The organism is Photorhabdus bodei, from assembly GCF_003287735.1.
In the GTDB taxonomy this organism is placed as follows: domain Bacteria; phylum Pseudomonadota; class Gammaproteobacteria; order Enterobacterales; family Enterobacteriaceae; genus Photorhabdus; species Photorhabdus kayaii.
Genome location: NZ_NSCM01000066.1, coordinates 1 through 12,479 on the forward strand (window position 1 = coordinate 1; position 12,479 = coordinate 12,479).

14 protein-coding genes and 2 pseudogenes are annotated in these 12,479 nt (G+C 42.3%); 10 read left to right on the plus strand and 6 right to left on the minus strand.

The annotated features are described in order from the left end of the window. The 3 genes and pseudogenes from CKY02_RS21455 to CKY02_RS21465 all read left to right on the plus strand — a co-directional run. Positions 1–96: pseudogene (locus tag CKY02_RS21455) on the plus strand (IS5/IS1182 family transposase); the annotation flags it as partial. 116 nt (positions 97–212) lie between these two features. Continuing rightward, on the plus strand, positions 213–803 hold the full coding sequence (locus CKY02_RS21460; protein ID WP_240002114.1) for a 2OG-Fe(II) oxygenase: 591 nt from the start codon (positions 213–215) through the stop codon (positions 801–803). Position 804: 1 nt separating this feature from the next. Continuing rightward, positions 805–1,443, plus strand: a complete 639-nt coding sequence (locus CKY02_RS21465; protein ID WP_112896829.1) for a LysE family translocator — start codon at positions 805–807, stop codon at positions 1,441–1,443. 201 nt (positions 1,444–1,644) lie between these two features. Here CKY02_RS21465 and CKY02_RS21470 read toward each other — a convergent pair. The 4 genes and pseudogenes from CKY02_RS21470 to CKY02_RS21485 form a co-directional block, all read right to left on the minus strand. Beyond that, positions 1,645–1,800: pseudogene (locus CKY02_RS21470) on the minus strand (transposase); the annotation flags it as partial. A gap of 203 nt (positions 1,801–2,003) precedes the next feature. Then, the gene (locus CKY02_RS21475) at positions 2,004–2,252 is read right to left on the minus strand and encodes a DUF1240 domain-containing protein (RefSeq protein WP_112896830.1); all 249 of its coding nucleotides are present in this window, start codon (positions 2,250–2,252) and stop codon (positions 2,004–2,006) included. A 135-nt stretch (positions 2,253–2,387) separates the two neighbouring features. Next, complete coding sequence (locus tag CKY02_RS25990) at positions 2,388–2,858, minus strand: primase-like DNA-binding domain-containing protein (RefSeq protein ID WP_238399168.1); 471 nt, start codon at positions 2,856–2,858, stop codon at positions 2,388–2,390. A gap of 63 nt (positions 2,859–2,921) precedes the next feature. Then, the gene (locus tag CKY02_RS21485; protein ID WP_240002115.1) at positions 2,922–4,928 is read right to left on the minus strand and encodes a sigma 54-interacting transcriptional regulator; all 2,007 of its coding nucleotides are present in this window, start codon (positions 4,926–4,928) and stop codon (positions 2,922–2,924) included. Positions 4,929–5,130: 202 nt separating this feature from the next. On the opposite strand from CKY02_RS21485, the gene CKY02_RS21490 reads away from it, so the two are divergent. The 7 genes from CKY02_RS21490 to CKY02_RS21520 are packed head-to-tail and all read left to right on the plus strand — an operon-like array spanning position 5,131 to position 11,027. Continuing rightward, complete coding sequence (locus CKY02_RS21490; protein ID WP_112878338.1) at positions 5,131–5,613, plus strand: MSMEG_0572/Sll0783 family nitrogen starvation response protein; 483 nt, start codon at positions 5,131–5,133, stop codon at positions 5,611–5,613. A 29-nt stretch (positions 5,614–5,642) separates the two neighbouring features. Continuing rightward, positions 5,643–6,650: a Nit6803 family nitrilase gene (locus tag CKY02_RS21495; protein WP_112896831.1), complete on the plus strand. Its 1,008-nt coding sequence runs from the start codon at positions 5,643–5,645 to the stop codon at positions 6,648–6,650. A gap of 23 nt (positions 6,651–6,673) precedes the next feature. Beyond that, positions 6,674–7,771: an MSMEG_0568 family radical SAM protein gene (locus tag CKY02_RS21500; RefSeq protein WP_112896832.1), complete on the plus strand. Its 1,098-nt coding sequence runs from the start codon at positions 6,674–6,676 to the stop codon at positions 7,769–7,771. A gap of 12 nt (positions 7,772–7,783) precedes the next feature. Next, the gene (locus tag CKY02_RS21505) at positions 7,784–8,347 is read left to right on the plus strand and encodes an MSMEG_0567/Sll0786 family nitrogen starvation N-acetyltransferase (protein WP_112896833.1); all 564 of its coding nucleotides are present in this window, start codon (positions 7,784–7,786) and stop codon (positions 8,345–8,347) included. Then, positions 8,344–9,399 (plus strand): sll0787 family AIR synthase-like protein, encoded by a 1,056-nt coding sequence (locus CKY02_RS21510; protein WP_112896834.1) that lies wholly within the window; start codon positions 8,344–8,346, stop codon positions 9,397–9,399. Before CKY02_RS21505 ends, CKY02_RS21510 begins: the two co-directional genes overlap by 4 nt. After that, positions 9,387–9,677: an MSMEG_0570 family nitrogen starvation response protein gene (locus CKY02_RS21515; RefSeq protein WP_112896835.1), complete on the plus strand. Its 291-nt coding sequence runs from the start codon at positions 9,387–9,389 to the stop codon at positions 9,675–9,677. The genes CKY02_RS21510 and CKY02_RS21515 overlap by 13 nt, the downstream gene beginning before the upstream one ends. Before the next feature lie 12 nt (positions 9,678–9,689). Next, positions 9,690–11,027: an MSMEG_0569 family flavin-dependent oxidoreductase gene (locus tag CKY02_RS21520; protein WP_112896836.1), complete on the plus strand. Its 1,338-nt coding sequence runs from the start codon at positions 9,690–9,692 to the stop codon at positions 11,025–11,027. A 124-nt stretch (positions 11,028–11,151) separates the two neighbouring features. Here CKY02_RS21520 and CKY02_RS21525 read toward each other — a convergent pair whose 3' ends face one another. Both CKY02_RS21525 and CKY02_RS21530 read right to left on the minus strand, forming a co-directional pair. Beyond that, on the minus strand, positions 11,152–11,523 hold the full coding sequence (locus CKY02_RS21525) for a type II toxin-antitoxin system PemK/MazF family toxin (protein WP_193493192.1): 372 nt from the start codon (positions 11,521–11,523) through the stop codon (positions 11,152–11,154). Positions 11,524–11,525: 2 nt separating this feature from the next. After that, entirely contained in the window at positions 11,526–11,798 is a 273-nt protein-coding gene (locus tag CKY02_RS21530; RefSeq protein WP_112896838.1) for an AbrB/MazE/SpoVT family DNA-binding domain-containing protein, read from the minus strand. Between the last annotated feature and the right edge of the window lie 681 nt (positions 11,799–12,479).

Consider the following 12,479-nt stretch of genomic DNA (forward strand, 5'->3'; position numbering starts at 1 on the left):
GCAATAGCAACAAGATACGACAAACTTGAGCGAAATTATGCCAGTATGGTTGCCATGGCTTTTATGATGATGTGGTTACCCATGTGGGCTGTATAAGTTATGTACACGAAACGTCAACAGTCCCTAGTGTTTTAGCGATGAAACTGGGTAAAAAAATACTGGGGCATGGATTTGATAAGTATTTGAATGCACCGAGCATAGGACGGATTGGAATGGCATTTTATGAGGCAGAAAATGAACCACCTCGTGTAGCTGATTATTTTGAAAGTGTGTTTAAAAACATCAATGACTTGCGGCAACGCTGCTCACCTTATCTATCTCCGATGGATCTGATGAGATGTACTCTGGATGAGATTTGGTCTGCCGGCGCTCAACTAGAAACACTTTATGGAAAGAAAATGTACGTGGGGCTGTCGAGGGTGATTAAACCCGGAGTTACCTTTCTTGCTCATTACGACATTTTTGCTAAGGATGCCCCAGATAGTTTCAGAGCTAAGAGCCTACAAGCACAGTTTGCGGCTAATGTTTATCTTGCTATGCCCAGTGAAGGCGGTGCCTTACAGATTTGGAAAGATAAACTTTCTCCCGAAGAGTTTGATTCTATGCGTGGTGACAGTTATGGCATTGAACCTTCCTTGCTCGGTAAACCAGAACTGGAGATCCAACCAGATGTGGGTGATCTTTTGATCTTTAACTCCCAATGTATGCACGCCGTGACTGCTGGTGTAGACGATCTACGTTTGAGCTTGTCATGTTTTATTGGCTACCGCGGAGCGGCAAACCCGCTGTCATTCTGGAGTTAATATGTTGTATAACTATTGGGGGGAATTTCTAGGACTGGCGGTGATTCATTTTCTGGCAGTGGTAGCACCGGGGCCAGATTTCGCTGTTACCATACGACAAAGTGTGAGGTTTGGTCGCTGGGCTGGGATGTGTACGGCAGTGGGTATCGGAGCGGGAATATCAGTACATGTCATCTATACACTAGTGGGAGTTAGCGCATTAATGCATACCACTCCGTGGTTAATGGAATTAGCAAAACTTGTTGGGGGAACTTACATCATATGGCTCGGTATCAAATTTATCAGGAGTAAGCCTACCGATTTGGCTGTCTTAGAGAGTGAGGGAATTGTTCAAGCTTCACAGAGTAGATGGAAAGCATTTCTGATGGGGTTTATGACAAACGCTCTTAATCCTAAGGCGACGTTGTTCTTTTTGGCAGTTTTCACGACTGTGGTGAGTAGCAATACACCTATCCCGATACAAATGTTTTATGGGGTGTGGATGTGTGTGGTCAATGCGGTATGGTTTGTATTGGTCAGTGTTATTTTTTCTAATATAGTGATTCGTAATAAATTCATACGGAAAGGGTATTGGTTCGAGCGGGTAATGGGACTGGTGCTGATCGGATTTGCTGTTCGGTTATTATTTATGTCTGTTTGAATTTCTCCAAAATAGGGATTGGCAACGAACGTCTCAATACTGGTATACCCTATGAATTTCAAGATGCATCGAGACGGCAAGGGAGCGAATCCCCGAGAGCATAGGTAACTATGTGGCCGGGGTAAGCGAATGCAGCCAACCAAAGGATAAATAGCTCAGTCACATCACCTTAAGCAACATAACGGGATCGATAGCCGGTCAGCCATTATTATGACAATACAAAGGCGCGACTCATTCGCGGATGAATTCGAAATCAATAGCGGCATCGATTTTACGGACCCGATGATTTTTGGGTACCAGCTCGTCAAGCGAGTGCGTTTCTGGCGGGAAAGTCTGGGGAGGAGGTGTTCTTAACATGGCGGCAAGCTCCGTTTGGTGAACGGAACTTAATTAAAACAAAATGCCGGATAAAAAACCAGCACTTTGTCAATAATCTGAAAGCCCTTTGGGCTTTTCGCCTTATATCCCCGCCCGCACTGGACAAGGGTTTACGACGGTTTTTGCTAAATTTCAGAGGCTAAACATAGGAAAACATGAGAACGGAATATTTACAAAAGTTTTCATTCACAAAGCGATAAATTTTTCACATAAGTTGTTGGTGACATCCACGATATTTTATCACATGTTAAATAACCCTCATTTTTTAACTTATAGCTAACATAAAAAGATATCGGAAAACTAACGATAAATGATGCAATCATCAGCATACTCAGGTACTTAACAATCAACTTGTTAAATTTAGGTAGCCTATCAAAGATAAAGAAAAAAATAGAGCCTGATATAGAATAAAATAATAGAGGAAAAGACATATACCTGTCATCCTTCAAGTTGCCTCTTTGTTGGCTGCACTCACTCACCCCGGTCACATAGTTATCTATGCTCCCGGGGATTCGCTCCCTTGCCGCCGAGATGCATCTTGAAATCCATAAGGTATATAAGGGAGATTACAAATCTCTGCGTTCAGGAACAGCCGGAAGCCATTCTTTAGCCACATCACCTAAATCAACGTTGTAAAAATAACCCTGTTTAATTCTGATTTTTCGGTAATCCTTCTGGTATTCCTGCATCACCTTTGGCATGGATTTACCGAACTTTGTTAATGTGAGCGGCCTATCAAATCCGTAAGCCTCCATAAAAGACAGATAAGCAAGGAGCTTCACAAGTAACCCTAATAGTATTTCGGTATTTACTCTTTCGTCTTCTTTACGGTGCATTCCTCTCTGGTTTTTGTTTAGTTCTACTCCTTTGGCTAATAATTCCTCACCTCCCAATTTTGACAATATTTCTTTCCCATTATTTTTGTTGGCAATTGTGGCAACTGCTTTTAAGCATCTATCTTTAATTGGTTGAGGTGTTAAGTCTTCATCGATCATTGGATAAGCTAAAGCAAACATTTTGTCAGCGTCCTGAGACAAAACCCTCACCCCTTTGCGGGTTTTGTCTGCTGAGTCATATTTTCCAAGCCCAAGATGAGATTTTTAATAATCAATCTCCAATTTCTTTAAGCGTGAGATCAATGTCGTTGGGTTCATTCCCAATAATTTTGCCGCACCATCATCACCAAAAATTTTCCCTTTACATTGTTTAACGGCAAGAGAGAAATTTTTAATCTCCAAGTCTTTCAGTTGCTGCATGGTCAGCACGACTTCAATTTGTTGAAGTTTATTGTGAATATTCTGATACGTAGTTTCATTTTGCTGTTGATCTTGTTCTAGCAAATATTTAAAGGAAACCGTGCCTTGTTTCGCTATAATTAGTGCGCGTTCAAGGACATTTTGCAATTCACGAATATTGCCAGGCCAGTCATATTGCTGTAGTTCTAAAATATGCCTTTGTGAAAATGGGAGATAATTAATTTTACGCTTATCACAAATCAACTTAGTAAAATGCGTAACCAAAAGTGGAATATCTTCTTTACGGTCACGTAAAGCTGGTGAATAAATCGGGAATACATTTAAACGGAAATAGAGGTCTTCACGAAAGCGTTTGTATTTAACTTCTTCTTTTAAATTGCGGTTGGTGGCGGCAATAATCCGCACATCCACATGTCGCGTTTTTTCTTCGCCGACTCGTTCAAAGGTTCCTTCCTGCAATACACGCAGCAATTTACTTTGTAGCTCGATAGGAATTTCGCCAATTTCATCTAAAAACAGTGTGCCCTGATCTGCCAATTCAAAACGTCCGGCACGGTCACGCACAGCCCCAGTAAATGCACCTTTAACATGTCCGAAAAATTCACTTTCAAACAGTTCCGAAGGAATGGCGGCACAATTGACTCGAATAAGTGGTTGCTGTTGACGGTGACTAGATTGGTGAATAGCACGAGCAATCAACTCTTTGCCTGTACCTGATTCACCATAAATCATCACATTGGCATCGGTTGAGGCAACCACCTTGATTTTTTCAATAATCTGTAAAATGGATGCACTCCTGCCAATAATTTCATCATATTGATTTTCATGTAAAATTTCCTCTTGCAGATATTCATTTTGCTGTTCCAGTCTACTTTTTAAATCTTGTAGTTCTTCAAGGGCATGGGTCAGTTGCCTTTCAGTATTCAGCCGATCGGTAATATCGCGGAACACCACTACCGCACCAATAATTTCACCGTCACGAATCACTGGGGTACTGGTAAATTCCACTGGAAAGCAACTACCATCACGACGCCAAAAAATTTCTTGAACCCCTTCATGCACAATACCGTCATGCACCGCTGCATAAATCGGGCACTCTTCTTCAGGATAGGGTTCGCCATTTTCATGGGTATGGTGATGAATCTTATGGATATTGTCACTCAATACATCTTCAGGTTGCAGCCCCAACATTTTAGCCCCGACAGGGTTAATAAAGGTACACAAGCCTTGTTTGTTAATACTGTAAATACCGTCACCGACTGAACTCAGCAATAAATGCTTGCCTGTATCGGAGTCAATAAATAGCTCTTGTAAGGCTTGCGATTCTTTTAAACCTGTACGAATGGCTTTATCAACATTTTTATTGAGTTGGCGCAGTTCTAACTCTTTGACATCCACCAGCGACCATATCAGTAAGGTTTTATTTTTATAGGACAATGAAACAGAAGTAATATCCAATTGGATTTTTTCACCGTTTTTATCAAAGATATACAACTCATTGTTCCAGGCCCGACCTTTTGTCAAAGCTTCTTCGGTAAATACCACAAGGTATGGCAGTTGTCTGAAATGACCAAAAATGGAAGTCACCGTTTTTTGAATAATTTCATGACGTTCATATTGTAATAATTGGGTAGCGCTAATATTCACATCAATAAACTGGTTTTGATGTGGATCTAGTACAATTAATGCCTGTGACGTGTGTTCAAATACCAACGGTCGAATCGAGTCTTCGTAAACTACCCAGTCTGAGATAAAGTCAGTCGTATTCATACTATACCCGTCATCTTCCAAGTTGCCTTTTAAAATCCATAGGGTATATGAAATTTCATAATTTAAGCTATGAAATTTCATAATACTACGAAAAATCCTAATTCCCTAGTAGTTCAATTTATCTCCATGAAAAATATTTTTATAAAAATTAAATGATATTTTTCAATGTGATAAAAATTAATTTCCGCTCCAAAATATAACTTGGCACAGCTCTCGCATTAATACAGTCAGACTAGACTACATGTTGGTTCATTCCCAAATAACATTGAACTAGGAGGCTGCTATGCCAAAGATTGATATCGAGCAATATAAAGATGGCGATTTTCTTGTTGATTATGAAGAAAAAGTGTTTGAGGACGTCAAAGCCCAGCCAGGTGAAAAGGCATTGGTGACTTTCCATACTGTTGCATTTGAAGGATCAATTGGCTTGGTCAATGTGTTACAGGCAAAACGTTTGTTGCGCAAAGGCTTTGAAACCAAAATTTTGCTTTACGGCCCAGGCGTGCAGTTGGGTGTACAACGCGGTTTTCCAACTTTAGGGGCGGAAGCTTTTCCGGGTCATTTAGCCGTCAACAATCAGTTGAAAGCCTTTATGGAAGAAGGTGGCGAAGTCTATGCCTGCCGTTTTGCGTTGCAAGCGTTGTATGGGCAAACCGAAAAAGCGCTTATTCCGGGAATTCGTCCAATTAATCCATTGGATGTGATGGATTTAAGACTGCTGATGCGTCGTGACAATGCCTTAATCATTGATACTTGGACTGTCTGAGTAAACATAAACTATAAGGGGATAAGGTTATGAACCGAATAATTAAAGCTGCCGCAGTGCAATGTAGTCCTGTGCTTTACAGTCAAGCCGCAACAGTAAAAAAAATCTGTGACATTATTTTAGAGCTTGGAAAACAGGGAGTGCAATTTGCAGTCTTTCCTGAAACCATCGTGCCTTATTACCCTTATTTCTCCTTTGTACAACCGCCATTTGCTATGGGTAAAGAACATTTAAAACTGTTGAATGAATCGGTGGTTGTCCCTTCCGAAGCAACCTTAGCGATTGGTCAAGCCTGTCTTGAAGCCAACATGGTGGTATCGATTGGCATTAATGAACGTGCAGGCAGTACGATTTATAACGCGCAACTGTTATTTAATGCCGACGGTTCAATCATTCAGCATCGCCGCAAAATTACCCCAACTTACCATGAACGAATGGTGTGGGGACAAGGTGATGGCAGTGGTTTACGTGCCATTAATTCTGCGGTAGGGCGTATTGGTTCGCTGGCATGTTGGGAACATTACAACCCGTTGGCACGTTTTGCCTTAATGGCAGATGGCGAACAAATCCATGCTGCCATGTTTCCTGGTTCGTTGGTAGGGCAAGTCTTTGCCGATCAAATCCGCGCAACCATTCAACACCATGCCTTAGAGTCTGGCTGCTTTGTGATCAACGCCACCGCATGGCTGCATCCCGAACAGCAACAGCAAATTATGCAAGATACCGGCTGTGATATCGGTCCAATTTCAGGGGGATGTTTTGCCGCCATCGTTTCTCCCGAAGGCAAACTCCTGGCTGAACCGATCACACAAGGTGAAGGTTATTGCGTTGCCGATCTGGACTTTAGCCTGATTGATAAACGTAAACGCATGATGGATTCGATTGGACATTACAGCCGACCTGAATTACTCAGCTTATTCATCGATCGTCGTCCAACACACGTATTACACGAACTGAAAGTTGAAACATCAGCTCAAAGTCATCTCGAAAAGCTCTCAAAATTTAATGAAGAACATGTCGAAACCATATTGATATAAACCCAATCGATAGGGGGTTAAAGATGTCTGCAATACAACTATTAACCAATTTGCAATTATTAACCGATTTGCAATGTAATGGTCTGAAATGGGAAGGCAATTTTGGCTTGTCCCGTAAAGGCGGCGCAGGGCCAAGCGATCATAAGGCGCTGAGCCTTGACGGGCAGACCATGATGATTCCTGTGCTGAACCTTGCAGCACAAGATTCTCCCTACACCGCAAAGCCTGAACCGCACTCTGACAAGGTGATTGTCTTTAAAAACCGGATTCCCGTGGCGACCTTAACTGCACCAGCACGACCACGTTTTTATGATTTAAAAACCGCAGAAGGCATTGCCTATGAACAAATTGCAACCTTACATAGCCGTGATGTGTTGGCGACAACGGTGTTACAGCATTGCATTCGTATGGAGGACAAGGCAACCGCCTGCCAATTTTGCTCGATTGATCAGTCTTTAAAAGAGGGTCGAACCTTGATCCGTAAACGCCCGGAACAATTGGCTGAGGTAGCGAAAGCAGCCGTTGAACTGGATGGCGTCAAGCAAATGGTAATCACCACAGGTACGCCAAATACGGGAGATCGTGGTGCCAAAATTTTATATGACTCAGTTCAAGCGATTAAGGCACAAGTAGATTTGCCGATACAGGTACAGTGCGAACCACCTGATGATTTTGCCTGGTTTCAACGTTTAAAAGATGCAGGAGCGGTGTCGATTGGCATGCACCTTGAGGCGGTAAGCGAGCGTGTACGGCAGAAAATTATGCCGGGCAAAGCCGAAGTATCATTGGAAAAATACTTTGCGGCATTTGAGGCCGCCGTTGCGGTGTTCGGTCGAGGACAGGTCAGCACCTACATTTTGGCGGGTTTGGGCGATACCGAACTGGAAATCGTAGAGATGACCGCCAAACTGACTGAAATTGGGGTGTATCCATTTGTGGTGCCGTTTGTACCGATTCGAGGTACACCATTAGAGCACCATCCTAAACCTGATCACGCTTTTATGCAGTCGCTCTATCCGAAAATTGGACAACAACTCAAGCAACATGGTTTGAACTCGGAAAATACTCAAGCTGGCTGTGCCAAATGTGGCGCTTGCTCTTCGCTGAAAGCGTATGAATAAGGAGAATGTGATATGGAACTTTCTCACCATCCTTGGCTACTTGAGCAAAATGAAGGGCGGAAACAATTTGTTAGCGATGACATTGCCATCAAAATTGTGTCGGAAGATTGGGAGCGTCGCCAATATTATCGTTTGCGTGAAATGACCTTTCGCGATGAACAGAAAATCTTGCAAGAAGATCGTGACGAATACGATGTTAAAGCATTAGGCATTGTTGCCATTGAGAAAATGTTTGGTGAGCATGACCGAGTGATTGGCGCAGTACGGATTTTCCCTGATAGCGAACAGACGTGGTATGGCGGGCGTTTATGCGTAGAACCTTTATATCGACGTCGCCATATCATTGGTAAAGCGTTAATCAATACCGCGGTATCGACCGCCAAAAACTTGGGATGTCGTACTTTTTTAGCCACCGTGCAAAGTCAAAATGAACACTATTTCCAACGGTTGTGTTGGGATAGTTTGCGCCAATTGACCGTTGCCAACATTCCACATGTGCTGATGCAGGCACAGATTGAAAACTATCCGTTACCGCATGTCCCGATGCAAGCCTATATGCAAAAGGAGACGCAATGATGGAACTCAATCAATTACTCGAAATATTAAAACATACACCTGCTATGCAGTCCAAGCAGGCGATTGCTCACCATGTTTCAATTAACACAACTTGCCATGTGGATTCATTGGATAGCTTATATGCCTATCCCGGAGATGACACCGCAGCTGTGCCACTAAATGGTCAATATGTATTGCACGCCTGTGAAGGCATGTTACCCAGTTTTGTGACCAATTATCCTTATTTTGCCGGATGGTCAGCGGTCATGGCGAATATTAGTGATATCGCCGCAATGGGTGGTCGGGCATTGTCAGTGGTGAACAGTTTTTGGCATACCAGTAGCGAACATGCCCAATTGTTAATGCAAGGCATGCAGGATGCTTGTCGTGCTTATGGTGCGCTACTGGTCGGAGGACATACCAATATTGGGGTAGTTTATCAGCCCACTTTATCCGTTGCGATTCAAGGCATAGCACGAAAACTGCTCTCGGTGTTGCATGTCAAACCACAACAAAAAATTCTGATTGCTTTAAATCTAAAAGGGCAATTCCACCCCAATACCACTTATTGGAAATGCTTTGAACGAGTGTCTGACCGCATTTTACAGTCACAAATTGCCTTATTGCCGCAATTGGCGGAGGCAAATTTGGCTCATGCCGCCCGTGATATTAGCAATGCCGGTATTTTAGGCAGTTTGTTGATGCTACTCGAAGCGACAGCATCGGGGGCACAGATCAACTTAGATGCTATTCCTAAACCTGAGAATGTGGGCTGGTTTAAATGGCTACAAATCTTCCCCAGTTTTGGCTTTTTACTGACGGCCGACGCAAATAAATGTGAAGACATTATTGAGCTGTTTCATCGTCAGGGCATTGCCTGCGCGGTGATTGGTGAGACCAATGTCAGTGGAGTGGTTGCCGTGCAACAGCAACAACGGCACGACATATTTTGGGATTTTAACCGCCAAGTATTTACCGGTTTCTGTTATGCCGATGCGTTAAAAAAATTACAGGCTCAATCCGTACAGATTAAACCTAAAAGTCAGCAGGAGTCGATGTTATGCCCAGTGTGAATTTTACTGTGAAATGGCCTAATGGGGAGCTGATTCAATATTACTCCCCCTCAACGGTGATTTATGAATATCTGTCCATTGGTCAGCGTTACCCAAGTATGCAGTTCTTGCGTCAGGTTGAAAATGGTCTGCATGCCGCCTCGGAAAGGGTACTGGCACGTTATGGCTTTTTCTGTAGTTCAGCCGTGGACAATCTGGCGATGATCAAACGCCAAGCCAAATTCTTCGGGCTAAGTCCAGAAGATCAAATTGAAGTTATTGAAATGACGAATCAATGAGAGGGATATCCCATGTTAAGTATCCAAAATCAAATGTTACAGCCAAATTACGATGTGGTGATTGTTGGTGGTGGTCAGGCAGGTTTATGTATCAGCCACTATTTGCAAAAAGCGGGCATTGACCATGTGGTATTGGAAAAAGAATCCGAGTTAACCCATAGCTGGCGCCATAAACGTTGGGATAATTTCACATTGGTGACACCGAACTGGCAGTGTCTACTACCTGAACACCCCTATCAGGGGAACGACCCTGACGGCTTTATGCAAAAACCTGAAATTGTGGCATATCTTGACGAATTTATTGAAAAGATTAATCCTCCCGCCATTTTAAATATTCAGGTAAAACATGTGAAAAAAGTGGCAGCCCATGAATTTGTCATTGAGACCAATCGTGGTACAACCACAGCCAAACAGCTTGTCATCGCAGCCGGTGGATATCACACCCCGATTTATCCAAAACTAAGCGATACCTTGCCTAAACATGTGAAAGTGATGCATTCGGAAGAATATTTAAATGCAGATCAACTGCCCGAAGGTGCGGTGTTGGTGGTCGGGTCAGGGCAATCCGGTGCACAGATTGCCGAAGATTTACATCTGGCAGGCAAAAAAGTCTATTTATCGACCGGCAATGCACCACGTTGTGCTCGCTTCTATCGCGGTAAAGATGTGGTGAAATGGCTGTTTGATATGGGTTATTACGAAACGACTGTCAAACATCATCGTTATAGTGAAGAAGTACGTAATAGCACCAACCACTATGTCACAGGGCGTGACGGCGGGCGTGATATTGACCTGCGTAAATTTGCCTTAGAAGGTATGCAACTGTTCGGACATTTTGATGACTTCAAAGAGGGTCAATTCTGGTTTAAACCAAATTTATCAGAAAACCTGGGCCTTGCCGATACCACTTATAATCGCATTAATGCCTCGATTGATGAGTATTTAGAAAAAAACAATATTGTAACCGACGAACCTGCATCGATATATCAACCGGTTTGGCGGCCTGAGCAGGAAATCACACACATTGACTTAGTAAAAGAAAATATCACCTCAGTGATCTGGTGTATTGGTTTTAAACCAGATTATTCATGGATTGATTTAGATATTTTTCAAGCCAATGGTTATCCAAAACATGACCGTGGTATTACCATCGATCCAGATGTCACATTTATTGGTTTGCCGTGGTTATATACATGGGGTTCTGGACGTTTTCTCGGGATCGATCAGGATGCCGCCTATGTGGTACAACATATTGAGCAACAAATAAGTCAGCAAAATATACATATGCCACCTACTCTGATTAAAGGTGCTAAATCTGCAATCAAAGATAAAAGAATATCTCAAATGTGAAATTCCTAACTTCGCCTGACAGAATATTTTTAAACGCTTATTTTTTTAATAAGAGTCTGGTTGCAAAAACGGGGGTGACCATAGATTTTACGCTCTCCTGTGGAATAACCCCCAAATTTGACGATCAATTTAATCGAGGATCTAAAATATCTATTACTTTAGCTAAAACTTCATCAACGATATTAGGTTCAGCTTGTGACGAATAGGTAGCTTTGCGTTTATTCAAATCAAGTGAACGAATCTGGTAGCAAAGCGCAACACCGGTAATTTTTCCGGTATCGGTACTTGAGCCATCTAGATATACGGTGATAGCTTCAGAACGTGCTAGCCCTTCACCACTGGTAATTGGAACACAAAGTGCAGTGCCTAACTTTTGATTCAGTGCAAATTCAGAGATAACCAGATAATAATGTGCCCCTTTAAACTCTCTGCCGCTAACGGGATCGCCGTTAGCATGCCAAATTTCACCCTTGCTTGGGACATTCCTTCTACGCATTATTAAATCACCTCATTGCCAACAGGATGAGAATTTAGATCGTCGGCTGTTGCTTCGTTGAAAGTCCGCACTTCTGTTTCATCAATGCCCTGCAACAATTCAGAGAGAGACTTCCTGCCTCTGGCAATTCTACCTACTGGTTTGATGCTTATTCCATCACTTGACGCTTTTACATCCAATTTTATACCTACTGACCACCCCGTTACTGCTGCAACGTCACTAGGGATTGTAACAACCACTGCCCCGCCCTGTTGACGTAAACGTGTTATTGCCATGATAACCTCCAATCAATGTGTAACTTTATCTCACATATTGACTGTATCACATAGTTTCACAAAGTCACACTTTTTGCTTTAAATGAAGACCTCAACAGCATTAAGGTAGAGTCGAAGTGTAGCGTGGTAATTTTAGGTTCGGCATACCCATTCGCCTCTTTCGATTGGCGATGCCTTACTGTCCTGACCTTGTTTTCACTCCCCGCTCGTCGAGCCGGGTTAATCCAATAACAAAAATATAAAATTATATTAAAACGTTTAATAGGGTTAACCTCATGACGGAAAAAGAACAATAACATTTATACCTGTCATCCTTCAAGTTGCCTCTTTGTTGGCTGCACTCACTCACCCCGGTCACATAGTTATCTATGCTCCCGGGGATTCGCTCCCTTGCCGTCGCGATGCATCTTGAAATCCATAAGGTATAACAGGATTAAAATCGATTAAAGCAATGGGCTTTGATTTTAATCCCTCTGGTATCTCTTTTACCCTCTCTGGTTTTAAACTCAAAAAAATCAAATCCATGAAAAGGAAAACAGATCACAGATAAAGATTAAAGATTAAAGATTAAAGATTAAAGATTAAAGATTAAAGATTAAAGATTAAAGATTAAAGATTAAAGATTAAAGATTAAAGATTAAAGATTAAAGATTAAAGATTAAAGATTAAAGATTAAAGATT

Excerpts from the sequence above, each read along its gene's own strand:
- CKY02_RS21460 (WP_240002114.1), top strand. The coding sequence starts at position 213 with ATGGCATTTTATGAGGCAGAAAATGAACCACCTCGTGTAGCTGATTAT.
- CKY02_RS21465 (WP_112896829.1), top strand. The coding sequence starts at position 805 with ATGTTGTATAACTATTGGGGGGAATTTCTAGGACTGGCGGTGATTCAT.
- CKY02_RS21475 (WP_112896830.1), bottom strand. The coding sequence starts at position 2,252 with ATGTCTTTTCCTCTATTATTTTATTCTATATCAGGCTCTATTTTTTTC.
- CKY02_RS21485 (WP_240002115.1), bottom strand. The coding sequence starts at position 4,928 with ATGAAATTTCATAGCTTAAATTATGAAATTTCATATACCCTATGGATT.
- CKY02_RS21490 (WP_112878338.1), top strand. The coding sequence starts at position 5,131 with ATGCCAAAGATTGATATCGAGCAATATAAAGATGGCGATTTTCTTGTT.
- CKY02_RS21495 (WP_112896831.1), top strand. The coding sequence starts at position 5,643 with ATGAACCGAATAATTAAAGCTGCCGCAGTGCAATGTAGTCCTGTGCTT.
- CKY02_RS21500 (WP_112896832.1), top strand. The coding sequence starts at position 6,674 with ATGTCTGCAATACAACTATTAACCAATTTGCAATTATTAACCGATTTG.
- CKY02_RS21505 (WP_112896833.1), top strand. The coding sequence starts at position 7,784 with ATGGAACTTTCTCACCATCCTTGGCTACTTGAGCAAAATGAAGGGCGG.
- CKY02_RS21510 (WP_112896834.1), top strand. The coding sequence starts at position 8,344 with ATGATGGAACTCAATCAATTACTCGAAATATTAAAACATACACCTGCT.
- CKY02_RS21515 (WP_112896835.1), top strand. The coding sequence starts at position 9,387 with ATGCCCAGTGTGAATTTTACTGTGAAATGGCCTAATGGGGAGCTGATT.
- CKY02_RS21520 (WP_112896836.1), top strand. The coding sequence starts at position 9,690 with ATGTTAAGTATCCAAAATCAAATGTTACAGCCAAATTACGATGTGGTG.
- CKY02_RS21525 (WP_193493192.1), bottom strand. The coding sequence starts at position 11,523 with ATGCGTAGAAGGAATGTCCCAAGCAAGGGTGAAATTTGGCATGCTAAC.
- CKY02_RS21530 (WP_112896838.1), bottom strand. The coding sequence starts at position 11,798 with ATGGCAATAACACGTTTACGTCAACAGGGCGGGGCAGTGGTTGTTACA.